24 protein-coding genes and 1 riboswitch are annotated in these 23,293 nt (G+C 73.7%); of the genes, 13 read left to right on the top strand and 11 right to left on the bottom strand.

From position 1 onward, the window contains the following. Window positions 1-6 precede the first annotated feature (6 nt). Window positions 7-330 (bottom strand): hypothetical protein, encoded by a 324-nt coding sequence (locus ACTSKS_RS09815; protein ID WP_101966093.1) that lies wholly within the window; start codon window positions 328-330, stop codon window positions 7-9. Between the two features lie 123 nt (window positions 331-453). Here ACTSKS_RS09815 and ACTSKS_RS09810 point away from each other — a divergent pair, with 123 nt between their 5' ends. From ACTSKS_RS09810 to ACTSKS_RS09775, 8 genes are all read left to right on the top strand, one after another. Continuing rightward, complete coding sequence (locus ACTSKS_RS09810) at window positions 454-1,581, top strand: NADH:flavin oxidoreductase/NADH oxidase (RefSeq protein ID WP_036339859.1); 1,128 nt, start codon at window positions 454-456, stop codon at window positions 1,579-1,581. 56 nt (window positions 1,582-1,637) lie between these two features. Continuing rightward, window positions 1,638-2,177, top strand: coding sequence for an NUDIX hydrolase family protein (locus ACTSKS_RS09805; protein ID WP_036316089.1), 540 nt, complete (start codon window positions 1,638-1,640; stop codon window positions 2,175-2,177). A 2-nt stretch (window positions 2,178-2,179) separates the two neighbouring features. Further along, window positions 2,180-3,079 (top strand): DUF6707 family protein, encoded by a 900-nt coding sequence (locus ACTSKS_RS09800; RefSeq protein WP_225941407.1) that lies wholly within the window; start codon window positions 2,180-2,182, stop codon window positions 3,077-3,079. Between the two features lie 117 nt (window positions 3,080-3,196). Continuing rightward, window positions 3,197-3,769, top strand: coding sequence for a GNAT family N-acetyltransferase (locus ACTSKS_RS09795; RefSeq protein ID WP_442927503.1), 573 nt, complete (start codon window positions 3,197-3,199; stop codon window positions 3,767-3,769). 74 nt (window positions 3,770-3,843) lie between these two features. Continuing rightward, complete coding sequence (locus ACTSKS_RS09790) at window positions 3,844-4,638, top strand: glutamine amidotransferase (protein ID WP_115165427.1); 795 nt, start codon at window positions 3,844-3,846, stop codon at window positions 4,636-4,638. 30 nt (window positions 4,639-4,668) lie between these two features. Continuing rightward, window positions 4,669-5,628 carry an ornithine cyclodeaminase family protein gene (locus ACTSKS_RS09785; RefSeq protein WP_442927502.1) on the top strand — a complete coding sequence of 320 codons (960 nt, stop codon included), beginning with the start codon at window positions 4,669-4,671 and terminating at the stop codon, window positions 5,626-5,628. A 41-nt stretch (window positions 5,629-5,669) separates the two neighbouring features. Next, the gene (gene tgt, locus ACTSKS_RS09780) at window positions 5,670-7,013 is read left to right on the top strand and encodes a tRNA guanosine(34) transglycosylase Tgt (RefSeq protein ID WP_442927501.1); all 1,344 of its coding nucleotides are present in this window, start codon (window positions 5,670-5,672) and stop codon (window positions 7,011-7,013) included. A 247-nt stretch (window positions 7,014-7,260) separates the two neighbouring features. Continuing rightward, a complete protein-coding gene (locus tag ACTSKS_RS09775; RefSeq protein WP_442927500.1) occupies window positions 7,261-8,202 on the top strand; it encodes an endonuclease domain-containing protein in 942 nt (313 codons plus the stop codon). Between the two features lie 100 nt (window positions 8,203-8,302). Here ACTSKS_RS09775 and ACTSKS_RS09770 read toward each other — a convergent pair whose 3' ends face one another. After that, entirely contained in the window at window positions 8,303-9,517 is a 1,215-nt protein-coding gene (locus tag ACTSKS_RS09770; protein WP_442927499.1) for an acyl-CoA dehydrogenase family protein, read from the bottom strand. Between the two features lie 126 nt (window positions 9,518-9,643). On the opposite strand from ACTSKS_RS09770, the gene ACTSKS_RS09765 reads away from it, so the two are divergent. Further along, window positions 9,644-10,249 carry a TetR/AcrR family transcriptional regulator gene (locus ACTSKS_RS09765; RefSeq protein WP_036341145.1) on the top strand — a complete coding sequence of 202 codons (606 nt, stop codon included), beginning with the start codon at window positions 9,644-9,646 and terminating at the stop codon, window positions 10,247-10,249. A 10-nt stretch (window positions 10,250-10,259) separates the two neighbouring features. Here the strand turns inward: ACTSKS_RS09765 and ACTSKS_RS09760 are convergent, their stop codons facing one another. The 3 genes from ACTSKS_RS09760 to ACTSKS_RS09750 all read right to left on the bottom strand — a co-directional run bounded on the left by ACTSKS_RS09760 (window position 10,260) and on the right by ACTSKS_RS09750 (window position 11,779). Then, a complete protein-coding gene (locus tag ACTSKS_RS09760) occupies window positions 10,260-10,895 on the bottom strand; it encodes a GNAT family N-acetyltransferase (protein WP_002856702.1) in 636 nt (211 codons plus the stop codon). A gap of 99 nt (window positions 10,896-10,994) precedes the next feature. Further along, complete coding sequence (locus ACTSKS_RS09755) at window positions 10,995-11,318, bottom strand: putative quinol monooxygenase (protein WP_010079505.1); 324 nt, start codon at window positions 11,316-11,318, stop codon at window positions 10,995-10,997. Beyond that, the gene (locus ACTSKS_RS09750; RefSeq protein WP_216880297.1) at window positions 11,315-11,779 is read right to left on the bottom strand and encodes a DUF4126 domain-containing protein; all 465 of its coding nucleotides are present in this window, start codon (window positions 11,777-11,779) and stop codon (window positions 11,315-11,317) included. The genes ACTSKS_RS09755 and ACTSKS_RS09750 overlap by 4 nt, the downstream gene beginning before the upstream one ends. Window positions 11,780-11,909: 130 nt before the next feature. Here ACTSKS_RS09750 and ACTSKS_RS09745 point away from each other — a divergent pair, with 130 nt between their 5' ends. The 3 genes from ACTSKS_RS09745 to ACTSKS_RS09735 all read left to right on the top strand — a co-directional run bounded on the left by ACTSKS_RS09745 (window position 11,910) and on the right by ACTSKS_RS09735 (window position 14,443). Further along, a complete protein-coding gene (locus ACTSKS_RS09745; protein WP_119217559.1) occupies window positions 11,910-12,755 on the top strand; it encodes a hydroxymethylpyrimidine/phosphomethylpyrimidine kinase in 846 nt (281 codons plus the stop codon). Between the two features lie 56 nt (window positions 12,756-12,811). Continuing rightward, on the top strand, window positions 12,812-13,867 hold the full coding sequence (locus tag ACTSKS_RS09740) for a hypothetical protein (protein WP_041102815.1): 1,056 nt from the start codon (window positions 12,812-12,814) through the stop codon (window positions 13,865-13,867). A 90-nt stretch (window positions 13,868-13,957) separates the two neighbouring features. Next, a complete protein-coding gene (locus ACTSKS_RS09735; protein ID WP_020624818.1) occupies window positions 13,958-14,443 on the top strand; it encodes a hypothetical protein in 486 nt (161 codons plus the stop codon). A 250-nt stretch (window positions 14,444-14,693) separates the two neighbouring features. Here the strand turns inward: ACTSKS_RS09735 and ACTSKS_RS09730 are convergent, their stop codons facing one another. Together ACTSKS_RS09730 and ACTSKS_RS09725 are read right to left on the bottom strand one after the other, a co-directional pair. After that, entirely contained in the window at window positions 14,694-15,953 is a 1,260-nt protein-coding gene (locus tag ACTSKS_RS09730) for a sensor histidine kinase (RefSeq protein WP_095353573.1), read from the bottom strand. 21 nt (window positions 15,954-15,974) lie between these two features. Then, entirely contained in the window at window positions 15,975-16,148 is a 174-nt protein-coding gene (locus ACTSKS_RS09725) for a hypothetical protein (RefSeq protein ID WP_002856694.1), read from the bottom strand. 151 nt (window positions 16,149-16,299) lie between these two features. Here ACTSKS_RS09725 and ACTSKS_RS09720 point away from each other — a divergent pair, with 151 nt between their 5' ends. Further along, window positions 16,300-16,983: a response regulator gene (locus ACTSKS_RS09720; RefSeq protein ID WP_002856693.1), complete on the top strand. Its 684-nt coding sequence runs from the start codon at window positions 16,300-16,302 to the stop codon at window positions 16,981-16,983. A gap of 11 nt (window positions 16,984-16,994) precedes the next feature. On the opposite strand, the gene ACTSKS_RS09715 is transcribed toward ACTSKS_RS09720, so the two are convergent. The 4 genes from ACTSKS_RS09715 to ACTSKS_RS09700 form a co-directional block, all read right to left on the bottom strand. Further along, window positions 16,995-17,828 carry a thermonuclease family protein gene (locus tag ACTSKS_RS09715; RefSeq protein ID WP_002856692.1) on the bottom strand — a complete coding sequence of 278 codons (834 nt, stop codon included), beginning with the start codon at window positions 17,826-17,828 and terminating at the stop codon, window positions 16,995-16,997. A gap of 117 nt (window positions 17,829-17,945) precedes the next feature. Then, complete coding sequence (gene gcvT / locus ACTSKS_RS09710; RefSeq protein ID WP_100056587.1) at window positions 17,946-19,112, bottom strand: glycine cleavage system aminomethyltransferase GcvT; 1,167 nt, start codon at window positions 19,110-19,112, stop codon at window positions 17,946-17,948. Between the two features lie 13 nt (window positions 19,113-19,125). After that, window positions 19,126-22,062: an aminomethyl-transferring glycine dehydrogenase gene (gene gcvP / locus ACTSKS_RS09705; RefSeq protein WP_442927498.1), complete on the bottom strand. Its 2,937-nt coding sequence runs from the start codon at window positions 22,060-22,062 to the stop codon at window positions 19,126-19,128. A gap of 162 nt (window positions 22,063-22,224) precedes the next feature. After that, window positions 22,225-22,341, bottom strand: a riboswitch (glycine riboswitch). Window positions 22,342-22,559: 218 nt separating this feature from the next. After that, on the bottom strand, window positions 22,560-23,293 hold a 734-nt coding region (locus ACTSKS_RS09700; protein WP_442927497.1), incomplete at its 5' end, for an Nramp family divalent metal transporter.

The following is a 23,293-nucleotide window of genomic DNA, read 5'->3' as shown; positions in this document are numbered from 1 at the left end:
CCCCGTTCAGCGCCCGGGCCCAGCGGGCACCGGGACCCACCGACCGCCGTCGCGCCGGAGCACGTCCAGCCGGCCCGTCACGGCGACGCCGGACACCGCCTCCGCCATCCGCCGCGCCACCTCGGCGGCCTCGGCGTCCTCGCCGGCCCGGTGCGAGCCGGGCACCGTGAAGCGCAGCACGATCCGCGGGACGCGCGCCACGACCTCGATGTCCTTGGCCGCGAGCACGTGCGTGGCCTGGACGGCCGCCTCGGCCAGGTCCATGACCTCTTCGGGCCGGTGGCCGGGCAGGAGGTCGCCGATCTGCAGGCGGGCACGGTAGGAGGGCATGGGCCCAAGGTAGGGGTGGCCGCAGCAACGGTGACGACTTCCCTCGTCGCACGGGCCGGGCCCCTTCCGCCCGCCGCGGACGCGTGCCCTCCCGTGTCCGGACCCGCTCGTAGGGTGGGGTGCATGACTCAGACCGCCACCCCGCAGACCGACGCCCCCGCCGTGCCCGCGATCTTCGAACCGATCGAGATCAACGGCGTGCGCGTACGCAACCGCCTGATCCTGCCGCCGATGTGCCAGTACTCGTGCGAGGCGCGCGACGGCGTCCCCCACGGCTGGCACTTCCAGCACCTGGGCGCCCGCGCGGCCGGCGGCTTCGGGATCGTGGTGGCCGAGGCCACCGCCGTCACCCCCGAGGGACGCATCTCCGCGTGGGACACCGGCCTGTGGAACGACGAGCAGCGGGACGCGTGGGCGCCGATCGCCGAGTTCATCGCCTCCCAGGGCGCCCTGCCCGCCATCCAGCTCGGTCACGCCGGCGCCAAGGCCTCGACCGTCCCCATGCACCCGGGCGCGCCCGCCGGGCAGCCGATCCTCGAGGGCCCCGACTCCTGGGAGACCCTCTCCCCCTCCGGCGTGGCCACCAACTCCATGGAGATCCGCACCCACGCGATGCGGGTGGACGAGATCCGGGAGACCGTCCAGGCCTTCGCCGACGCCGCCGAGCGCGCCGACCGTGCCGGCTTCGGCGCCGTGCAGCTGCACGCCGCCCACGGCTACCTCATCCACCAGTTCCTCTCGCCGCTGACCAACACCCGGACCGACGAGTACGGCGGGGACTTCGAGGGCCGCACCCGCTTCCTCAAGGAGGTCGTGGCGGCCGTGCGCGAGGTGTGGCCCGCGGACAAGGTCCTCGGCATCCGCATCTCCGGCTCGGACTGGGTCGAGGGCGGCTGGAGCATCGAGGAGACCGTCCGCCTGGCGCAGGAGCTGCAGGGGCAGGTGCACTGGTTCGACCTGTCCTCCGCGGGCATCGGGGACACCTACGAGGGCCCTCAGGGCCCGGGCTATCAGGTGCCGCTGGCCACCGCCGTGAAGGAGGGCACCGAGGGGATCGTGGTGTCCGCCGTCGGCTCGCTGACCGGCGCCGAGGAGGTCGCGGCCGTGGTGGACGAGGACCGCGCCGACGCCGTCTGTGTGGGTCGCGCCGCCCTGGCGAACCCGAACTGGCCGACCGCGGCCGCCCTCGCCCTCGACGTCCCTTCGGAGCAGGTGCCGATGGCCCGGCAGTACTTCCGCGCCAAGTGGTGAGCGGAACACGCGGGACCCGGTGTGCCCCCGGCGCGGAACTCCGGTAGAACAGAACCATGAGCGTGCGCACCCCCGACCCGAATCCGGGCTGGCTGTCCGACGAGGACCTCTACGAGGCCCGGCGTCGGTTGCCCATGGTGTATGTGGAGGCCATCCCGGTGCGGCTGGACTCCCTCGGCTATGTCACCGAGATCGGCCTGCTCTACGTGGCGGACGAGACCGGCACGTTCCAGCGGACGTTCGTCTCCGGCCGCGTCCAGTACCGGGAGACCATCCGCGCCGCGCTGATGCGCCACCTGGAGAAGGACCTCGGCCCGCTCGCGTTCCCGCAGCTGCCGCCGTCGGTGGTCCCCTGCACCGTCGCCGAGTACTTCCCGGCGCCGTCCGAGACCGGGCTGACGGACGACCGCCAGCACGCCGTGGCCCTGGTCTACGTGGTGCCGGTGACGGGTGAGTGCCAGCCGCGCCAGAACGCGCTCGAGCTGACCTGGCTCACCCCCGAGGAGGCCCTCGGCGAGGACATCCAGGCCGAGTTCATCGGTGGCCGCGGGGACCTGGTGCGCCAGGCCCTCGCCCACGTGGGATGGGGGCGCTGAGCATGGCACCGGTCGTCGGCGGCTACCTCCGCCATCTGAAGTCCCAGGACGTGCAGCCCGGGGACAGCTTCCTGACCCGCCGCGGCGAGCCCGCCCCGCCCGTGGCCTCGACCCGGGTGATGCGGGACGACTTCGGCACCCCCGCGCTCGTGATCGCCACCCTCGAGGGCGGCCGCGAGGTCAAGATCGCCCACGGCTCCGTGATCCGGGTCCGCACGGACCGCCCGGAGGAGCGCAGGGCCGTCCCGGACACCACCTTCTCCCCCGTGGACGCGGGCTCCCCCGAGGAGCGGATCGTCGCCGTCGGCAAGCGCCACCTCGAGGACACCGAGCTGACCGCCACCGCGGCCCGGCTCTCCCACGGGTTGAACCTGCGCTCCGGCTCCCAGCTGGAGGACGTGTTCGGCATGGCCGAGCGGCTCTACCTGCTGCACGAGGACACCGAGGGCACGCTCGCCACCCTGGGCCTGCTGACGAACCTGCCGTGGGACGGGGCCGTGGGACGGTGGAAGTCCATCCAGGCCGCGCTGTCCCTGGCGTCGCTGATCCTGCGCGAGGAGGGCGAGCACATCGCCGCCGCCAACCTCGGTCGACGCCTGCTCGAGGCGGACGAGGTCCCCTCCGAGCCGGGCCGGGCGGCCCGGGTGCTCGAGGTGCGCCAACGCCAGCTCAACGAGCCGCCGCTCTACGACCGGGAGATCTCCCGCGCCCTGCAGGCCCGCGACGCCGAGGCCGAGTATCAGTGGCGCCGCGCCCGGTTCGACCAGCTGCTGTACCTGCGCGCCCGCGGCGGCTCGGAGACGCTCACGGACGCCGACCTGGATTCCCGGATCGCCCGGGAGCTCGGCACGCTGCGCACCCTCGCCGACGAGCTCGAGGCGAAGGCCGCCACGCGCCGGTGAGGTCCGGCCGCGGGACGGGCGTCGAGGGCCGGCCCCGTCCCCGGTGACACGCCCTCCGGGGTGCGGCTCGTGTGGCACACCTCACTTCCCAGCCCCAGTCGGGGCTATGCTCCCGGCATGACCGGCTCCGCACCCGCCCAGCTCCGCCCCCTCCGCCCCACGGACGTGCCCGCCGTCCTGGCCGCCTTCCACGCGGGCACCGTCGGCATGGCCGATCCCGCAGAGGTCACCGACGAGGCCTCCGCCCGCGCCTACGTCGACGGACTGGTCCAGGCGGAGGGGACGGACGCCGTCGCCGTGGTGGAGCGCGGGACGGACACGCTGATCGGCCTGGTCGCCGTCGCGCGCGACGAGGCGCACGGCACCGGCGCGCTCACCGCCTGGCTGCATCAGGGCTGGCGCGGGGACGCGATCATGTCGCGCGCGGCGACCACCGTGGCGGACGCCGAACTGGCCGAGGGCGGCCTCGAGCGGATCGAACTGGCCCACCGGGCGGACAGCCCGACGGCGGGGGCCGTCGCCCGGGCCGCCGGGCTCCGTCACGAAGGCACGCAGCGCGGCCGCCTCCGCGCGGGCGGGCGGCGGCTCGACGTGCACCGCTACGGCCGGCTGGCCACGGACCCGCTGCCCGAAGAACGGGTCCGTCCCCTGCCGTGGGCCTCCGACGCCCGCCCCTGGGCCGACCGCTGACCGCGGCCCGCCCCCGACGACGCCCCACGACGCCGCCACGCCATCCCGGCCCGATGCCCCGCTAGTCTGCCGGAATGACCACCCCGACCGACGCCGTTCCAAGCCCACACCCACGGCCGTTCCTCCTCGTCCAGACGCGCCCCGAAGACGACGCCGCGGCCGCCGAGGTCGAGGCCGTCGAGCGCCTGGGCGGTTATCCGGAGGGTCGGCTGCGGGTGCTGCGCCTGGACCGCGTCGTGCAGCGCCCCGACGCGGCCACGGACGGCCTGGACTGGGAGGCGGAGCTCGCGGACGCCGCCGCCGTGATCCTGCCCGGCAGCCCGTTCACGGGCACCGATCCCGAGGAGACCAAGTCCCCCGTGCAGCGCGCCGTGGAGGCGGAGCTGGGCCGGATGCTCGACGTCGTCCGGCGCCGCGACCTGCCGTTCCTCGGCTGCTGTTACGGCGTCGGCACGCTGGGCCGGCACGCCGGCGGCGTCGTGGACAACGCGTACGGCGAATCGGCCGCGCCCGTCGAGGTCACGCTCACCGAGGAGGGTGTCGCGGATCCGTTGCTGGCCGGGGTGCCGCGCACGTTCGCGGCGTACGTCGGCCACAAGGAGGCGATGAGCGCGCTGCCGCCCGGCGCGGTGCTGCTCGCCGCGGGCGCCGACTGTCCCGTGCAGATGTTCCGGCTCGGCACCCGCCAGTACGCCACCCAGTTCCACCCGGAGCTGGACCAGGCCGGGATCCTCGAGCGCCTTGAGATCTACCGCGAGCACGGGTACTTCGCGCCGGGCGAGTACGAGCCCACGGTGGCGGGGCTGGCCGCCGTCGACCCCGAGCACCCGCGCCGGATCCTGGCGAACTTCCGCACGCTGTTCGGCTGAGCCGCCCGGCCCACCCCGTAGCGTGGCCGCATGGACACGCACCGCGCCACCGCTTCCCTGCCCTGGATCGACAGCCCCGCCGTGCGCGCCGCCCTGAGCCCGCGCGCCGCCGTCGACGCGCTGGAGGCGGCCCTCGCCGCCGGCCTGGACCCGGAGGCCGACGCCCCCCGCACCCGCGTGGCCACCGCCGCCGGGCAGCTGCTGCAGATGCCCTCGACGCGCGGGGCCGAGGTCGGCACCAAGCTGCTCACCCTCACGCCGGACAACCCCGAGCGCGGACTGCCCGTCATCCAGGGCGTCTACGTGCTGTTCGGCGCCCCGGGCACCCCCGGCCAGGCCCCGCGGGCCGTGCTGGACGGCGTCGAGCTCACGGGCCTGCGCACCTCCGCGGTGTCCGCGCTCGGGGTGCGGCTGCTCGCGGACACCTCGCCCCGGCACCTGGTCGTGTTCGGCACGGGCGTGCAGGCGTGGGAGCACGCGCTCACGTTCCAGGACGTGTTCGGGCTGGAGCGGGTGTCCGTGGTCGGCCGCGACGCCGGCCGGGCCGGCGCCCTGGCCGCGCGCATCGAAGCGGAGCTGGGCGTGACCGCGAGCGCCGCCGGCCCGGCGGCCGTGGCGGAGGCGGACGTCGTGGTGACGTGCACGGCCGCGACGGCCCCGCTGTTCGACGGGACGCTCGTGCCGGAGCACGCGACGGTCGTGGCGATGGGCTCGCACACCACGGACGCCCGCGAGACCGACGACGCCCTGGCCCGCCGCGCGACCGTGGCGGTGGAGTCGCGGGACTCGGCCGCCCGCGAGGCCGGGGACGTGACCCTCGCGGTGGCCTCCGGGGCCCTGGCCGGGATCGAGGACACGGTGACGCTGGCCGAGCTCGTGGCCGGGACCGCGCGTCGTCGGGAGGGCGCGCCCGCCCTGTTCGTCACCACCGGCATGCCTTGGCAGGACCTGGTGGTGGCGAGCGCGGTGGCGCGGGTGGTGCTGGGCTGACCCGGGGCGGCCTGCGGTGCCTGCGCACTACCCTGGGTCCCATGCCTGAGACCCCCGCCGCCCCGACGCCGCAGCCCGCCTCCGGTGCCCCCGCGCACCCGGACCACTTCGGCTTCGAGGTGACCCACCGCCTGGAGACCCCCGGGCACGACGGCGCCCCGCTGGGCCGCACGGGCGTCATCACCACGCCGCACGGGCGGATCCAGACCCCGGCGTTCATCCCGGTGGCCACGCAGGCCACGGTCAAGGCGGTGCTGCCGGAGTCGATGAAGGACCTCGGCGCGCAGGCGCTGCTGGCCAACGCGTATCACCTGTACCTGCAGCCCGGTGACGACCTCCTGGACGAGGCCGGCGGCCTCGGCGCGTTCATGAACTGGCCCGGGCCGACCTTCACGGACTCGGGCGGCTTCCAGGTGATGAGCCTCGGCTCGGGATTCAAGAAGGTCATCGACATGAAGGGCCCCGGCGCGCCCGAGGGGCAGGGCGCCGACGACGCCGTCGCCCCCGGCAAGGAGCGCCTGGCCAACGTCGACGACGACGGCGTCTGGTTCAAGTCCCACCTCACCGGGGACCGACACCGGTTCACCCCCGAGGTGTCCGTGGGCATCCAGCACAACCTCGGCGCGGACATCATGTTCGCCTTCGACGAGCTGACCACCCTGCACAACTCCCGCGGCTACCAGGAGGAGGCGCTCGAGCGCACCCGCCGCTGGGCCCAGCGCTGCCTCGACGAGCACGCCCGCCTCACCGGGGTCCGCGCGGCGCGGCCGTACCAGGCGCTGTTCGGCGTGATCCAGGGCGCCCAGTACGAGGACCTGCGCCGCAAGGCCTGCCGCGACCTCGCGGCGATGCGGGCCGAGTTCCCGGCCGCGGGGGAGCTCGACGGCGTGGCGTCCGGCTTCGACGGCTACGGCGTCGGCGGGGCCCTGGAGAAGGAGAACCTCGGGACCATCGTGGGCTGGTGCGCGCAGGAGCTGCCCGAGGACAAGCCGCGCCACCTGCTGGGCATCTCCGAGCCCGACGACCTGTTCACCGCCGTCGAGAACGGCGCCGACACCTTCGACTGCGTCTCCCCCACCCGTGTGGCCCGCACCGGCGCGTTCTACACCCGCGACGGGCGCTACAACCTGCCCGGGGCGAAGTACCGCCGCGACTTCGGGCCGCTGGACCCCGAGTGCGACTGCTACACGTGCGCCCACTACTCCCGCGCGTACCTGCGGCACCTGTTCAAGGCGAAGGAGATGGTGGCGCACACGCTCCTCTCCATCCACAACGAGCGGTTCACGGTCTCCCTCGTGGACCGGATCCGCGCGGCCATGCAGGATGGCACGCTCGCGGAGCTCAAGGCCGAGACCCTCGGCCGGTACTACGCCCCGAAGGGCTGAGGGGCGCTGGGTGCGCCGGCACGCTGCGGGGGGGAGCCAGCACGCTGCGACGGGCGCGAGCCAGACGTTTCTGCTGTTCTGAGGGGGCTGTCACGACCGATTCGTCTGGCTCAGCGCCGCTCGGACGCGTGGGGGACGTGAGCCAGACGATTCAGCGGCTCCTGCACAGGGCCGCCGACCCGGCTCGCCCTCCACGGCCCTCGCGGTCGCGGCGCCGGGGCCGCCCATGGAAGGAGAAGGTGGCGGCATGGTCGCCCCTCCTCCGCACGACGACGCCACCCTCAGCCCCGTCTTCCCGGTCGCCGCGGGGCTGCAGGCCGGCCTGACGGCCTCGCAGCTGCGCGGCCCCCGGTTCGACGCCCCGCACCACGGGCTGCGGCACCCCGCCGGGGGTCAGCTCTCACTGGCCGACGTCGTCCGCGCCCTCCAGCGGACGAACCCCAGCACCGCGGCCACCCACGCCACCGCCGCTCGACTCTGGGAGATGTGGCTGCCGCGGCAGTGGGAGCGCGGCCCCATCCATCTGGCGCGCACGCGGGCCGAGGGCGGGGCGCCGCGCCGCAGCGGCGTCGTCGGGCATGAGCTGCACCCGCAGGACCCTGTGCTGGTGCGTACCGGGGTGCGGATCACGACGCCGGCCGCCACCTGGGCGGCGCTGGCGCAGCTGGGTCTGCCGTTGGCCGACGTCGTCGCCGCCGGGGACAGCCTGCTGCAACGGGCTGACGGCCCGGCGGGCCGACGTCGTCCCGGCGACCATCCACGGTGCACCGTGCGTGATCTGGAGGCGGAGGTGCTCCGGGTGCGTGGGCGGCGAGGGACGCGGACCCTGCGGGCGGCCCTGCCGCTGCTCAGGGACGGCGCGGATTCGCGGGCCGAGACGCTCCTGCGACTGGCGCTGGCCGACGCGGGTGTGCCGGAGCCGGAGGTGAATCCGCTGCTGATGCTGAGCGACGGGTCCACCGTCCGGCCGGACCTGGTGTGGCGCGAGGCCCACGTCTGCGTGCAGTACGAGGGCGATCATCACCGGACGGACCCGCGGCAGTGGCGCCGTGACATCGAGCGCGACCGCAGGATGCAGGCCGAGGGGTGGATCGTGCTGCGCGTGACCGCCAGCGTCTTCACTCGGCGCGGTCTCGACGCCCTGCTGCGCGACCTCGCCGCCCACCTGCGGCTCCCTCTGCCTGCGTGAGCCAGACGAATCGGCCGCCGAGCCAGACGAATCGGCGGCAGGGGGGCGTGCGCACCAGCAGAAATCTCTGGCTCACGCCGCCGCCCCCGCTCGCGTCATCTCACACGAACGCGCCGACCCCCGTGATCTCGCGGCCGATGATCAGCCCCTGCACGGTCTCGGTGCCCTCGTAGGTGTGGATCGCCTCGATGTCCGCGAAGTGGCGAGCCACCTCGTTCTGGATGAGGATGCCGTTGCCACCGAGCAGGTCGCGCGCGTTCGCGGCGATGGACCGCGCGGCGCGCGTCGCCGAGTACTTGGCCAGGGACGCCATCGGCCCGGTGAGCCGGCCCTCGTCCTCGAGCCGGGTCGCACGCAGCACGAGCAGCTGCACCTGGGTGAGCTGGGAGAGCATCTCGGCCAGGCGGGTCTGCACGCTCTGGGCGGCGGCCAGCGGCCGGCCGAACTGGATGCGCTGCCCCGCGTACTGCACCGCCGCCTCGTAGCAGCCCACGGCCTTCCCGAGGGCGGACCACGCGACGCCCACGCGCGTGGCGAAGAGGACGCGGGAGGTGTCCTTGAAGGAGCGGGCCTCGGGCAGGACGTCGGCGTCGGGCACGAGGACGCCGTCGAGGGTGATGTGGGCCTGGTCGATGGCCCGCAGCGCGACCTTGCCCTTGATGACCTCGGCCGTGTAGCCCTCGGACTCCTGGCGCACGATGAACCCGCGGACCTTCTCGTCCTCGGCGCTGCGCGCCCACACCACGGTCACGCCGCCGGCGGCCCCGTTGCCGATCCACTTCTTGTGCCCGTGCAGCCGCCAGCCGCCGTCGACGCGCTCGGCGCGGGTCTCCAGCGAGACGGAGTCGGAGCCGTGGGTCGGCTCCGTGAGCGCGAAGGCGCCGTAGAGCTCGCCGCGCGCCATGGCCGGCAGGTGCTCGGCACGCTGCTCCTCGCTGCCGCACAGCTGGATCGAGCGCATGGCCAGACCGCCCTGCACGCCCGTCATCGTGGCGATCGAGCCGTCCAGGCGCGAGAGCTCCATCATGGCCAGGCCCGCTGCAACGCGGGAGACGTCGGGCAGCCCGTCCACGGGGACGCCGTCGCGCAGCAGGTCGGCCTGCCCCAGGCGGGCCACGAGGTCCAGCGGGTACTCGTGGCGGTCCCACGCCTCCCGGATCCGGGGCAGCACGTCCGGCTCGAGCGCGAAGGCGCGGGCCCGACGCCACACATCCTTCTCGGCGTCGGAGACGTCCGCGAGCGCGAGGTAGAAGTCGGTGTCCAGCGGCGTGGCGACGTCGTACTCGGGCTCGACGGTGGGCAGGGTCTCGGTCATGGTGGCCTCCCGGGCGGGGTCGGAGAGATGGGTGTGTCCGCCATCACCCTACACCAACTGACACGCCATCTCACAGAATCAGACGCAGTCTCACCTCCTCTCCGCGCCCGTGGCACCATGGCCCGCATGACGACGCCCGCCGAGGACACCCTCACCGCCCTGATCCACCTGCTGGACCGCGAGGGCTACGACGCCGTCACGGCCGACCAGCTCGCCCGCCAGGCCGGCATGAGCCGGGCCAGCTTCTTCCGCCACCTCGGCGGGAAGGAGGAGGTGGTCTTCGCCGACCACGCGGCGCTGCTCGCCCGCCTGGACGACTTCCTGCGCGGCACCTCCCTCGGCGTGCGGGAGGCCCTGGAGGAGGCGGTCCTCCAGGTCTTCCGGCATCACACCGCCGATCCGGACCGGGCCCGGGCGCGCTCCCGCCTGCTGCGCGGCTCCCAGGCGCTGCGCACGCGCGAGCTGCTCACCTCGCACCGCTACACGGAGCTGTTCTCCGGCTGGCTCGCCACGGCCCTGCCGGACACGCCCGCGCGCGGCGGGGTCGCCGTCGGGCTGGCGGCGGCCGTGGTGGCCGTCCACAACCGCGCCCTGCGGGCGTGGCTCCACGCCCCGGCCGACGACGCCGAGGCCGGCCTGCGCGCGGACCTCGCGGAGGTCATCGCGCGGCTCACGGCCGAGCCGGCCGAGGCCGAACGAACGCTCGCCGCCGTGCGCCGACTCGTGGGCTGACGCCCCGCCCTCAGCGGCCGGCGACCTGCGCGTTCTCCGCCCCGAACGCGGGCGGGTAGCGGAACTCGCCGGCCGGCACCTCCGCGCCGTCCTGGAGCGTGAGGATCTGCAGCGCCTCGGGTTGACGCGCGAAGGCCGCGTGCACGCCGTGCTCGGAGGCCCGGTGGAAGCCGAACTTCGCGTAGTACTCGGGCCAGCCGTAGACCACCACGACCTCCTCGCCGTCGGCCTGGGCCTTCTGGAGCAGGGCGTTGACGAGCGCGGTGCCGGCGCCCTCGCCCTGGTGCTCGGGCAGGACGCCGTGCGGGGCGAGGGCGATCACCTCGGCGTGGTCGATGTGGGCCCGGACCAGGGTGCCGTAGCCCATCGGGTCCGACTGCAGGTCCGTGCCGGGGATCGCGGCGGTCATGGCCACGAGGGAGTACTGGGGCAGCCAGCCCTCCGCGCCGCCGGCGAGCGCCTCGACGAGGTCGGCCTCGGCCGTGGACGCGAAGGCGAGCTCGGCGATCTGGCGGACGGCGCGGCGGTCGGCCGGATCGTCGTGATCGGCCTCGCGGGTGGACCAGCGGTGGCCGAGATCCTGGCCGGCAGGGACGTGGGCGGTGCGGTGGCCGGGGGTCTGGGTGCTGTTCTGCTCGGCGCTCATGCGCTCACCGTAGCCAGGGTGTGACCCCGGATACAGAGACGGCGCCCTGCGTCACGCTCGTGACGCGGGCGCCGTCGCCTCCTCCGGCCGGGGGCGGGCTCAGTCGATCTGCAGCTCGCCCATCGGGCCGAAGCCCTCCGCACCGACCTGCTCGGAGATGATCTGGGGCGTGCTCGCCAGCAGCGGGCGCATCGCGTCCAGGCCCTCCTGGAAGTGCGGGGACGCGACGTGGGCCTGCGCACCCTCGTCCGTGAACCCCTCGAGCAGGAAGTACTCGTTCGGGCCGCCTTCCACCGGGCGGTACCACTCGAAGAACAGGTTGCCGGGCTCGGAGCGCACGTCCGCGGTGTACTTCGCGACGGCGTCCATCCACTCGTCGGCACGCTCGGGCTGGACGGTGAACTTCAGGTTGATGAGGATCATGCCGTCCATTCTGGTCCACCCGGCACGGCCGCGGCACGGCCTCGCGTCCGCCGCGCGCGGAACCGCCGGGCCAGCAGCCACAGGCCCACGACGACGGCGACCACCAGCACGGCGACCAGCACCGGCAGGAACAGCGCGGCCGCGACGAGGCCGGCCGCCGAGACGTCCTCGGCCGCCGAGAGCACGGGCGCGGCGGCCCCCACCGTGACCGTGTCGGCTCCCACGACCGTCTGGACGGCGTCGTTGACCGCGTCCACCCCGGGGATCTTGTCCGCGACGAGCTCGAGCGCGAGCAGAACGCCGAGGATCCAGAGGGAGGCGTCGGCGGCGAGCCACGTCCAGCCCGCGGGCAGGTCGACGAGCCCCGTGAACCGGTCCAGCAGACCCAGGGCGAGCAGGGGGATGTAGGCGTTGAGCCCGGCCGAGGTGGCCAGGCCCGTGCCGGTGAGGAACTCGAGCACGTCCGTCCCCGTCCTTCGCGGGTCGCTCGGGGCGCCCGGGCGGACGCTGCGGTCAGAGGACCCTCGTTCCCCAGTGAACACCGCCGGCCGTCGGGCGCTTCCCGTCCGGGGTCGGTCCTACCATGGGCGCATGCCCCAGACCGCTCACTCCCCCCAGCACTCCGCCTCCGCCCCCGCGCTCGCCCTGACCATCGCCGGGTCCGAGGCCACCGGCGGCGCCGGCGCCCAGGCCGACCTCAAGACGTTCCAGGAACTCGGCGTCTTCGGCATCGTGGCGCTGACCTGCATCGTCTCCTTCGACCCGGAGGACGACTGGAACCACCGCTTCTTCCCCGTGCCCACCGAGATCCTCCAGCAGCAGCTCGACGCCATCCAGGGTGACTACCCGGAGCGGCTGCGCACCGTGAAGCTGGGCATGCAGGGCTCCCCGGAGGTCATCCGCACCTCGGCCGCGGCCCTGCGCCGCGCCGCGTGGGACCACGTGGTCCTGGACCCCGTGCTCATCTGCAAGGGCCAGGAGCCGGGCCACGCCCTGGACACGGACCAGGCGCTCAAGGCCGAGCTGCTGCCGCTGGCCACCTTCACCACCCCGAACCACTTCGAGACGGAGCAGCTCTCCGGCATGACCGTGCGCTCGGTCGAGGACCTGACGGCGGCCGCTCGGCGCATCCACGAGATCTCCGGCGCGGCCGTCCTGGCCAAGGGCGGGATGCACCTGCCCGGCCCGGACGCCGTGGACGTGTTCGTGGACGGGGACACCGTGGAGGTGCTCTCCGCCCCGAAGATCGGCCAGTCCGGCGTCTCTGGTGCGGGCTGCTCGCTCGCCGCCGCCGTCACCGCCGAGTTGGCCAAGGGTGCCACCACGCTCGAGGCCGCGCGCCGCGCCAAGGAGTTCGTGCGAGCCGGCATCGCGCAGGCGGTGGAGGGCCGCACGCCGTTCGCCGCCCTGTGGCAGGGCGGCCTGCGCTCCGCTTGAGCGCGCACGTGGGCCGCTGACTCGTCCTGAGCCGGGCGGTGCGCCACACTGGGGGCATGAAGCTCCCCTCCCCCGCCCCTTCCGTCCCCGGCGAGGTCCACCACTCGGCGTCGTCCGTTCCCGTCGACGACGCGGAGGCCGTCGTCCCCGCGTTGCGCCAGCGCGCCCTCGCCCCGGGCGGCCGGCTCTACGGGCTGGCGGCGGCGGCCGCGGTCGGCGGGCTCACCCTGTTGGATCCGCACGCCCGCCGAGGGCGCGAGCGCCGGGCCCTCGCAGAGCTCGAGGCCGCCGTCAGCGGCACGTTCCTCGCGGCCGAGACCGCCGGCGCCCTCCACACCGCCGCGATCGCCGACGGCGAGGTGGCCCCCTCCCCCGCCGCGCGTGCCCTGCGCGGGCTCGGCGGACTGGCCGTCGGCGGCGCGGTCGCGGCGGTCGCGCTGCGTGCCACCGGCCTGAACGACCGGATCGACGGCGCCGTGGTGCGCGGGCTCCAGCGGGTCGGCGTCCCCGCCCCGCGCGTCGCGCTGGCCGCAGCGGCCTCCCTGGCGATGCTGCTGGCCAACGAGGACGCCCGCCGGACCCGCCGCGACGCCGTCGAACTCGCCGTCACCGGCCCCGCCGGCCTGGACGAGGACACGGTCGACGAGGTCGAGCCCGAGGCCACCGCCGAGCTGCCGGTGGAGGTGCGCGTGCTGCTCGAGACCCTGCTCGACCCGGCGCTGGCCGAGGGCCGGGACCTGCCCGGGGCTGAGGCGCTGCGCTCCCAGCTGCCGCACGCGCGCACCGTCACCTCGGTGGCCGAGGCCATCCGTGAAGCCGGCGAGGTCCCGGACTGGGTGCCGCTCGTCGTCCAGACCGACGATGACATCCGTCGCGCGGTGCCGAACGACTGCGTCTGGCCCGTCCGCGGCCGCTTCGCCTCCGGCTCCGCCGGAGGACACGAACTCGAGCTGCGCCTGCAGGTGATCGACGGGGAGATCGGCGCCCTGACGGTGACCCTGCCCGCGGACGCCGAGGCGGACAGCGACGCCTGGGACGCGTTCCAGGAGATCGAGTCCTTCCCCGGCGTCGAGGACCTGACCTTCCACGTGGACGGCGACCGGCGCGCCTGACCGGGAACTCTCCCGGGGCCCGTCCAGCCCGGCCCACTACAGTGGGGACCCGCCCGACGTCGTCGATCCCCCTCCCGGAGAGTCCCCGCCATGACCACCCCCGCCCCGGTCGCGTCCGCCGCCCGTGCCCGTCGCCGCGCGGCCCGTTCCGGCCCCCGCCCGCAGCTGCGCATGGGACTGAACGGGTTCCTCGTGGCCTGGCTGCTGCCCAACCTCGTGATGGCCGCCGTGGTGGCGATCCTGGCCGTGGTCCCGGGGCTGCAGGCCTTCGGCAGCCTGACACCGCTGCTGACGGTGGTCGGGGTCGCCGGGCTGGTGGTGGGGCTGCCGCTGTGCCTGCTCGTGAACTGGGCGTTCCGGCACGTGCTCAACCAGTGGGTCCACGTGCTGGCGTACGCGCTGATCGGCATGCTCTACGGCCTGGTGGTGCTCACGCAGGGCGCTGCGGGCATCCTGCCGATGCTCATCCCGGTGATCGGCTTCCCGGCCGCCGTGCTCATGGCCCTGGGCCGGACCGCGGCCCGTCCCCTCGTCCGCACGGTCACCCCGGAGCCGTCGCCCGCCGAGCCGGCCTGAGCACGCCCGACAACGAGAAAGGACGATGGCCGGATGGCCATCGTCCTTCTCGGAACCGCGTCCGGGGCCCGCATCCCCTCAGGCATGTATCCCGGCTCGTGATTCGCACTGTGCACCGTCTCAATGGGGCATGACCCACTCTAGGAGGGACGACGGCGCCCCCGACAGTGGCGGAAGGTGCAGACTTTCGGGCCCTGATGTGATGCAGGTCACATGGGTCTGGTCCGCCGCTGCGACGGCGTCGGCCTCGTCAGACGCACCTGGGGAGCACCGCGCGCGCCCGCCACCCCCAGCCCCCCGGCCCGGCCTCGATCGTGCCGCCGAAGGTGGCCACGCGATCCCGCATGGAGTTCAGGCCCACACCGGAGGAGTTCCACTGCGGCGGGCCGGACCGCTCGGTGACGGTGTTCTCCACCTCGAGCACCACGTCCGGCCCCGCGTCGCGGAGTTCGATGCACACGCGCGCGCCCTCGCCGGCGTGCTTGGCGACGTTCGTGGTGGCCTCCTGGAGCACCCGGTGCAGGGTGGAGCGCACGGAGATCGGCATCGCGTTCTGGTCGCAGCGGACGTCCGTCTCCACCGTCATTCCGAGACTGCGCAGCTCCTCGGCCAGTTGGGCCACGGACAGCACCGGATCCGCGGACGTCGCCCCGTCCGCGCCCCCCGCGGCGCCCGGCTCACCGCTCGGGTCCACGATCCCGTCCTCCTGGAGGATGGAGAGCATGCGCCGCAGGTCCCGCAGCGCGTCCTTCGCGGAGTCCCCCACCACGTCCAGCACGCCCTGAGCCGCCTCCGGGGCGCCGAGGTAGCGTGCCGTCCGAGCCTGCATCGAGATGATCGTGAGGTTGTGCGCGACCACGTCGTGCAGGTCGCGGGCCAGTGAGCGACGCTCGGCCTCGGCGGCCAGCCGGGCCCGCTCCTCCGCCTCGAACACCCGGCGGCGATCCCGCTCCCGCCGGGCCAAGCTCTCGCGGATGAAGAGCCCGCCGCCGAGGCCCATGGACATGAGCAGCAGGATGAACCACGTCGCGTTCGCCTGACCCACCGCGAACGGCTGGGCGACGCCCCAGGTCAGCGCCAGGACGGCGGCCGTGACGACGAACCCCCAGGAACGGGCGGTCGCCGCGACGGCCCCGAGGACCACGGGCGCGACGACGGCGAAGAGCACCTCGGAACCGCCGACGACGGTCGCGACGGCCCCGGGCAGGAGCAGGGCGAAGCCCACCGTGCTGCGCCACCACTGGGCGAGGAAGGCGCTGGTCGCCGACGCGATGGCGATCCCGTCCAGGACCGGGATGACGCCGTGGCCCGGGCCGAACAGACCGATGTCGGACGCGGTCGAGGCGAGCAGGAACGCCGACCCAAAGGCGAGATAGACGCGGCTCAGCGGCGCCGCGGCCCAGAACGCGCGCCACCGCAGGCTGCGCGCCTGACGCCACGCCGAAGAGCGGCGCGCCCGGGAGGGCGCGCCGCTCCGGACGGAGGGGGTCGATGGGCTCGAATCAGGCATCGGGGGCGGACCGCCCCGGGGTCAGTCGCACCAGATGCCGAAGTGGCGGCACGTCCACTCCGCAGTGCCTTTGCCGAGGCCCAGGGTCGTGACGACGTCGTCCTCGGCCGAGGCCGCCGAGGCGGCGGCGGCCGGAGCGCCGACGAGGGTGGAGGCGAGAAGGAGAGCGGAAGCGAGGAGAGCGCGAGTCTTCATGGCCCCAGTATGTATGACGCCCGTCACAAATGGTGCACGCCGCGCACAGGCCGCGCCGCGGCATGGCGCAGATGACGGCCGGCGGGCACCCCGGCCTCGCCCCGACGCCGACAAGGTGGCATGCGCCACAGCACCGGTTACGCTGACCTGCGTGTCCGAAGAGCTGCGCATCCTGATCGCCGACGACCAGCCGCTCATGAGCGGCGCGCTCCGCGTGCTCGTCGACTCTGCCCCCGGCATGACCTGCGTGGGTGTGGTCGCCAACGGCGTCGAAGCCGTGGAGGCGTGCGCCGCCATCGAGCCGGACGTGGTCCTGATGGACATGCAGATGCCCCTGATGGACGGGGTGGAGGCCACACGCCGGATCAAGGACACCCACCCCGCGATCCGGGTCCTGGCGATCACCACGTTCACGTCCGAGGACTACCTCGTGCCGGCCCTGCGCGCCGGAGCGGGCGGCTACCTCCTCAAGGACGCGGAGCCGCCGGCCATCCTGGGCGCCATTCAGGCCGTCCATCGCGGCGAGTCCGTGCTCTCCCCCGCCGTGGCGACCAAGCTGCTCGCCTCGATCGAGCGGGACCGGCCGACGGTGGGCCCCACCTCGGTGCAGCCCGGCAGCCCCGACGGCTCCGACCTCACCGAGCGGGAGCTGGGCGTGCTGCGGCTGCTGGCCAGGGGTCAGTCGAACCCGGAGATCGCCGCGAACCTCTTCGTCTCCGAGTCCACGGTCAAGGCCAACCTCACGCGGATCATGGCCAAGCTGGAGGTCCGCGACCGCGTCCAGCTGATCATCCGGGCGGCCCAGCTCGGGCTCGTCACCCTCGCCCTGGACTGAGCGCGGCGGGGTCAGCCACGGGCCGCGATCTCGTTGCGCCGCGTGTTGAGGTCCTTCAGGACTTGCATCCCGTGCTCCACCACCGGGTCCGCCTCGGCCAGGAGCGACTCCTTGGCCGGCCCGTAGGCGAGGTCGGCGAACGTGCCGTTCTCCGGGTCGAGGGCCCGGATCTCCTGCTGCACCAGGCGCACCTGGTCCAGGCCGGCCGCGTACTCCACCGCTCGCTCGTCGATCTTCGTCAGGGACGCCTCCGCGTCCTCCGGGATCTGCTCCAGGGCGAACTGGGCCTCGTAGAGCCGGTTCTGGTACGTGCAGGGCTCCTCGATGTCGTAGAGCCCCACGCCGCGACCCACGGCCTCCTGATTGGCCTGGGCGATCTCCTCCGCCAGGCGCTTGCCGACGGCGACCTCCGTGGGGGCGGCCATGCCGGCCTCCGCCATGGCCACGTTGACGGTGCCGCCGCCGATCGAGATGACCGCGCTCTCCATCCCCTCGGGCGCGCCCTCGTCCGAGGTGGTCATGCTCGCGGTCGCCCCCTGCGGGAGCCGATCACGCAGCCAGGCGTAGGACTCCTCCCCCATGCAGAGGTTGGGGCCGACCTTGAGGCCCTCGGGGTTGCGGCCCGCGCTCGTGACGCCGGCGAGGACCACGGTCCGCTCGGTGCCGCCTTGGTTCACCACCACGGTGTTGCCGTCCAGCACGGTGACGATGTCCACGCGGGCGGCGTCGGCGGCCACGCCGCGGAGGACGGTGACGATGCCCAGCAGGAGCAGGACGGCGGCGACGGCGAGGAAGACCAGCAGCCCCTTCAGGGGGACCCGGGCACGGGCGGCGACGTGAGTCATGCGGACTTCCTGCAGGTGGACGGCGGGACGGGGGGCCGCGACGACGGCCCGGAGCCCGAGTCTAGCGAAGGGCCCCGGGACCGCCGAGCGGCGGGCCGAGGGACGGCTGCGTCGGGCTCAGCGCTCCCGGCGGTAGAACGGCGTGGCCACCACGGTGAACGGCTCGCCGCGGCCGCGCAGGTCCACCTGCAGGGACGTGCCCTCGGCGGCCACGTCGCGGCGGACACGGGCCAGGGCGATGGGGTGTCCGAGGGTCGGGCTGGGGGCGCCCGAGGTCACCTCGCCCACCCGCTCGCCGGACTCGTCCAGCACGGCGTAACCGTGCCGGGCGGCACGCCGACCCGCGCCCTGCAGCCCCACGAGGACCTCCTCGACGTCGTCCCTGCCGACCAGCGCGGATCGTCCGACGAAGTCGGCCTCCTTGCTCGCGGGCACCGCGAAGCCGACGCCAGAGGCGTGCGGCTGGTGCCCGGTGTCCAGCTCGTTGCCGTAGAGCGGCATGCCCGCCTCGAGGCGCAGCGAGTCCCGCGAGGCGAGCCCGCACAGCGTCAGCTCCACGCCCGCCTCGTCCGCGGCCGAGAGCATCGTGTTCCACACGGCGGAGCCGCGGTCGCCGGCCTCGGCGGTGGAGGCGGCGGGCAGGAACAGCTCGAAGCCGTCCTCACCGGTGTAGCCGGTGCGGGCGACGACGGCGATGACGTCACCGGCGTCCGTGGGCACGGTCAGGGTCAGGTGGCCGTAGTACTTCAGCTCGGCCAGCTGCGCCGCGGCCTCCGGCATGGCCCGGGCGAGGATCCTCTCGGCCTGCGGGCCCTGCACGGCCACGAGGGCGGTGGTCGAGGACTCGTCCTCGACGACGGCGTCCCAGCCCGAGGCCCGCTGGTTCAGCGCGGTGTGGACCGCGGCGATGTTGCCAGCGTTGGGCACCACCAGGTAGTCGGGCTCGGAGCCGGCCTCGCCGTCGTCCATCCGGTAGACGATCGTGTCGTCGAGGACGGTGCCGGCGTCCGTCAGGCACAGGGCGTACTTGGCGCGGCCGGGCTTCAACGTGGAGAGCACGCTCGAGAGGGCGTGGTCCAGCATGGCCCCGGCCTCCGGGCCGGTGACCCGGATCTCGCCCATGTGGGAGAGGTCGAACAGGCCGGCGGAGGTGCGCACGGCCTTGTGCTCGGCCAGCTCGGAGCCGTACTTCAGGGGCATGTTCCAGCCGCCGAAGTCCGTGAACGTGGCGCCCGCGGCCTCGTGGACCGGGTGCAGCGGGGAGTTGCGCGTCGAATCGCTCATGGGGGTGATCCTCTCAGTCCTCGTCGGCGGTGTCGGCCACGGCGCCCTCGAACGCCTCGGGCGGCGGGCACGAGCACACGAGGTTGCGATCGCCGTAGGCGCCGTCGATGCGGCCCACCGGCGGCAGGTACTTGTCCAGACGCAGGCTCGGCACCGGCGTGCCCGCCTGGGCGCGCGAGTAGGGGCGATCCCACTCGTCGGCCATCAGGACGTTGAGGGTGTGCGGGGCGCGACGCAGGACGGAGTCCGCCACGGTCTCCGGGGTGACGGCGGTGATCTCGGCGTGGATGGCCTCCATGGCCTCGATGAACCGCTCGATCTCCTCGAGGTCCTCGGACTCGGTGGGCTCCACCATGAGCGTGCCGGCCACGGGGAACGCCAGGGTGGGGGCGTGGAACCCGTAGTCGATGAGGCGCTTGCACACGTCCTCGGCGGTCACGCCCGTGCGGGCCGTGAGCTCGCGCAGGTCGAGGATGCACTCGTGCGCCACGAGGCCGTCGTTGCCCGTGTACAGCGTCGGGTAGAGGGGCGCGAGGCGGCGGGAGATGTAGTTGGCGCCCAGCAGCGCGTGCGCGGTGGCGGAGCGCAGGCCCTCGGCGCCCATCAGGTGGATGTAGGCCCAGGAGATGGGCAGCACGCCGGCCGAGCCGTGCGGGGCCGCGGTCATCAGGGCCTCGCGGGAGGGCAGGTACGGCACGAGGTGCTCGCCCACCGCCACGGGGCCCACGCCCGGGCCCCCGCCGCCGTGCGGGATGCAGAACGTCTTGTGCAGGTTCAGGTGGGAGACGTCTCCGCCGAACTCGCCCGGCTGGGCCAGGCCCACGAGCGCGTTGAGGTTGGCGCCGTCGATGTACACCTGGCCGCCCGCGGCGTGCACCGTGGCGCAGACCTCCTTGACGTCGGCGTCGTAGACGCCGTGCGTGGAGGGGTAGGTGATCATGATGGCCGCGATGCGGCCCTCGTTCGCCGCGATCTTGGCGTCCAGGTCGGCGGCGTCGATCGTGCCGTCGTCGGCGGTGGCGACGACGACGACCTTCAGCCCCGCCAGCACGGCCGAGGCCGCGTTGGTGCCGTGGGCGGAGGCCGGGATCAGGCAGATGTCCCGCTCACCCTCACCGCGGGCCAGGTGGTACTGGCGGATGGCCCACAGGCCCGCGAACTCGCCCTGCGAGCCGGCGTTCGGGGCCACCGAGACGCCCGCGTAGCCGGTGATCTCGGCGAGCTTGGCCTCGAGGTCCGCGATCAGGAACCGCCAGCCCTCGGTCTGGTGGTCGGGCGCGAACGGGTGGATGGAGCAGAACTCGGGCCAGGAGATGGCCTCCATCTCCGCGGTGGCATTGAGCTTCATGGTGCACGAGCCCAGCGGGATCATGGTGCGGTCCAGCGCCAGGTCGTAGCCGGAGAGGCGGCGCAGGTAGCGCAGCATCTTCGTCTCCGAGTGGTGGGTGTTGAACACCGGGTGCGTCATGAACGCGGAGGAGCGGCGCAGCGACTCCGGCACGGCCGGGGTGGCCACGGCGCCCTCGTGCGCGGAGGCCGGCAGGGAGCCCGCGTCCAGGCCGAACGCCGTCAGGACGGCCACGAGGTCGGCGTCGACGGTGGTCTCATCGGCTGCGATCCGCAGGGTGTCCGCGTCCACCAGGCGCAGGTTCACGCCGTTCTCCTCGGCGGCCTGCAGGACCTGCTCGGCCCGGCCGGGCACGCGGACGGTGATCGTGTCGAAGAAGTGCTCCTCGGCGACCTCGACGCCGCCGGCCCGCAGCGCCTCCGCCAGGCGGACGGCCTGGGCGTGGGCGTGGCGGGCGATGCGGGCGATGCCCTGGGGGCCGTGGTAGACGGCGTACATCGAGGCGACGATCGCGAGCAGCGCCTGGGCGGTGCAGATGTTGGAGGTGGCCTTCTCGCGCCGGATGTGCTGTTCGCGCGTCTGGAGGGCGAGGCGGTAGGCGGGCTTGCCGGCGTCGTCGTGGGAGACGCCCACGAGGCGGCCCGGCATGCTGCGCTGCAGGCCCTCCTTCACGGCCATGTAGGCGGCGTGGGGGCCGCCGAAGAACAGGGGCACGCCGAAGCGCTGCGTGGAGCCGACGGCGATGTCCGCGCCCTGCTCCCCGGGCGGGGTGATCAGGGCGAGGGAGAGGATGTCCGCGGCGACGGTCACGAGGGCGCCGGCCTCCTTGGCCTGCGCGATGACGGCGGCGTGGTCGTGGATGCGGCCGGAGTCGCCGGGCTGCTGCAGCACGACGCCGCACAGGCCCTTCTCCTCGACCTCGGCGCGGACGTCCTCCGGGATGCCTGCGGAGAGGTCGGCCACGCGCACGTCGATGCCCACGGCCTCGGCACGCAGGCGCACCACGGAGAGGGTCTGCGGGAAGAGGTCCGCGTCGAGGAGGGTGACGCCGTCGGTCCTGCGACGGTTGGCACGGTGCATGAGGAGCACGGCCTCGGCGGCGGCGGAGGCCTCGTCCAGCAGGGAGGCGTTGGCGATGTCCAGGCCGGTGAGGTCCTGGACCATCGTCTGGTAGTTCAGGAGGGCCTCGAGGCGGCCCTGGGAGATCTCCGGCTGGTACGGCGTGTAGGCCGTGTACCAGGCCGGGTTCTCCAGCACCTTGCGGAGGATGACGCCCGGGGTGACGGTGTCCGAGAAGCCCTGCCCGATCATCTGGGTCTTCATGACGTTGCGGCCGGCGATCTCGCGCAGCTGCTCCAGGACCGCGGACTCGGTCAGCGGGGCGGGCAGCTCGAGGGGCTTCGGCTGGCGGATGCCGGCGGGGACGGCGGTGTCCACGAGGGCCTCGAGCGAGTCGTAGCCCAGGGTCTGCAGCATGAGCTCGACGTCCGCGGGGCGCGGGCCGATGTGGCGGGCCACGAAGGGGGCCGAGGCGGCGTCCTTGGGCTCGACGCGCTCGTGGGGCAGCGCGGTCGTGCTCTCGGTGGTCTGGGGGCTGGTCACGGGGTACCTCCGGGGGGATCCTGCCGTGGTCACGGCGTGGGTCTGCTCCTCCCCGCTCTGTCATGGACCTGAGAGTTTCCGACGCCCGGGTGGGCGGCTTGCACCGTCGGTGGTCTCGGTCCGGACGCGGGCGCGGCGGAGTGAGACGCTTTCCAGAGCGCCTGACCCCACGCGGTACGGATGCCTGAGAGATTCCCGGGGAGGGTTTGCTCCTTCGGCGGCCTGCTCACGCGGCCGGCCGGGGCAGGACGCGCGCCGACGCTCTCCCGCGCGGGGCATGCGGCGTGCCGCCAGTATCCCACACGTGTAGGCCGCGTCACAGGGCGACCGGGAGGGGCCGGACGGGGCGTGTCGAGGTCTTTCGTTGATGAAACGGCGGCGTGTCGAAGCGCTTTCGTTCAGGAAACGGGTGACGGGAGGAATGACTCAGTCGCATGCCGTCGGCTCACGACAGTCGGTAAGGGACGTCATTCGGCGGCGCGCGTCATCGCCGGGCCTCAATCCCACAGCCCGGCAAGCCCGCCCAGCTGGTAAACCGCGAGCCCGATGACGACAAGACAGACAAGCCCTCCCAGGGCGTTGGCCAGTGGGCCGTTCCGATGCGAGCCCATCAGCCGACGACTGTTCATCACGACCATCAGGAATACGGCCACGATGGGCAGGAGAAGCCCGTTCGCCGCCTGTGCGATGACGATGACCTCCGTGGGATTCGTTCCCGTCAGGGCAATGAGGGCACCGATCGCAAGGACTGCGCCCCACACGATGCGAGCAGGGACGCTGCGCAGATCGGTGTCCTGGCCCAGTGTGCCGGCAATCGCGTACGCCGCGCCGAGCGGGCCAGCTACGGCGGACGTGAACCCGGCCGCGAACATGCCCGCCGCGAACACCCAGCCAGCCGCGTCCCCGAGGAGGGGTTCCAGGGCGGAGGCGAGGTCCCGACCGGTCTCGGCCTGCATGCCCTTGACGTACATCCCACCGAACGCCGTCGCCATCACGGCCAGAGTGATTACACCTCCGACGGAGATCGACACCGCCGTGTCCGTTCTCGCCGCTCGGAGACATTCCCGCGAATCCAGACCCGGCCCCCATTTCTCCTGCACCAAACTCGCGTGCAGGAAGAGGTTGTAAGGGACCACGGTGGTCCCGATCAGTGCGACCGCCAGCAACGCCGTGCCGGGTGGCAGCCGGGGAATGAACATGCCCATCAAGAGGTCGCCGATCGGAGGCTGAA

Source organism: Micrococcus sp. TCR-5 (assembly GCF_052220525.1).
Taxonomy (GTDB): domain Bacteria; phylum Actinomycetota; class Actinomycetes; order Actinomycetales; family Micrococcaceae; genus Micrococcus; species Micrococcus luteus.
The sequence above is the reverse complement of the archived record's forward strand: the minus strand, read 5'-3'. Positions and strand labels throughout refer to the sequence as shown.

Bases quoted from the DNA above. Each gene is read 5' to 3' on its own strand.
- ACTSKS_RS09815 (WP_101966093.1), bottom strand. From the start codon at position 330: ATGCCCTCCTACCGTGCCCGCCTGCAGATCGGCGACCTCCTGCCCGGC.
- ACTSKS_RS09810 (WP_036339859.1), top strand. From the start codon at position 454: ATGACTCAGACCGCCACCCCGCAGACCGACGCCCCCGCCGTGCCCGCG.
- ACTSKS_RS09805 (WP_036316089.1), top strand. From the start codon at position 1,638: ATGAGCGTGCGCACCCCCGACCCGAATCCGGGCTGGCTGTCCGACGAG.
- ACTSKS_RS09800 (WP_225941407.1), top strand. From the start codon at position 2,180: ATGGCACCGGTCGTCGGCGGCTACCTCCGCCATCTGAAGTCCCAGGAC.
- ACTSKS_RS09795 (WP_442927503.1), top strand. From the start codon at position 3,197: ATGACCGGCTCCGCACCCGCCCAGCTCCGCCCCCTCCGCCCCACGGAC.
- ACTSKS_RS09790 (WP_115165427.1), top strand. From the start codon at position 3,844: ATGACCACCCCGACCGACGCCGTTCCAAGCCCACACCCACGGCCGTTC.
- ACTSKS_RS09785 (WP_442927502.1), top strand. From the start codon at position 4,669: ATGGACACGCACCGCGCCACCGCTTCCCTGCCCTGGATCGACAGCCCC.
- tgt (WP_442927501.1), top strand. From the start codon at position 5,670: ATGCCTGAGACCCCCGCCGCCCCGACGCCGCAGCCCGCCTCCGGTGCC.
- ACTSKS_RS09775 (WP_442927500.1), top strand. From the start codon at position 7,261: ATGGTCGCCCCTCCTCCGCACGACGACGCCACCCTCAGCCCCGTCTTC.
- ACTSKS_RS09770 (WP_442927499.1), bottom strand. From the start codon at position 9,517: ATGACCGAGACCCTGCCCACCGTCGAGCCCGAGTACGACGTCGCCACG.
- ACTSKS_RS09765 (WP_036341145.1), top strand. From the start codon at position 9,644: ATGACGACGCCCGCCGAGGACACCCTCACCGCCCTGATCCACCTGCTG.
- ACTSKS_RS09760 (WP_002856702.1), bottom strand. From the start codon at position 10,895: ATGAGCGCCGAGCAGAACAGCACCCAGACCCCCGGCCACCGCACCGCC.
- ACTSKS_RS09755 (WP_010079505.1), bottom strand. From the start codon at position 11,318: ATGATCCTCATCAACCTGAAGTTCACCGTCCAGCCCGAGCGTGCCGAC.
- ACTSKS_RS09745 (WP_119217559.1), top strand. From the start codon at position 11,910: ATGCCCCAGACCGCTCACTCCCCCCAGCACTCCGCCTCCGCCCCCGCG.
- ACTSKS_RS09740 (WP_041102815.1), top strand. From the start codon at position 12,812: ATGAAGCTCCCCTCCCCCGCCCCTTCCGTCCCCGGCGAGGTCCACCAC.
- ACTSKS_RS09735 (WP_020624818.1), top strand. From the start codon at position 13,958: ATGACCACCCCCGCCCCGGTCGCGTCCGCCGCCCGTGCCCGTCGCCGC.
- ACTSKS_RS09730 (WP_095353573.1), bottom strand. From the start codon at position 15,953: ATGCCTGATTCGAGCCCATCGACCCCCTCCGTCCGGAGCGGCGCGCCC.
- ACTSKS_RS09725 (WP_002856694.1), bottom strand. From the start codon at position 16,148: ATGAAGACTCGCGCTCTCCTCGCTTCCGCTCTCCTTCTCGCCTCCACC.
- ACTSKS_RS09715 (WP_002856692.1), bottom strand. From the start codon at position 17,828: ATGACTCACGTCGCCGCCCGTGCCCGGGTCCCCCTGAAGGGGCTGCTG.
- gcvT (WP_100056587.1), bottom strand. From the start codon at position 19,112: ATGAGCGATTCGACGCGCAACTCCCCGCTGCACCCGGTCCACGAGGCC.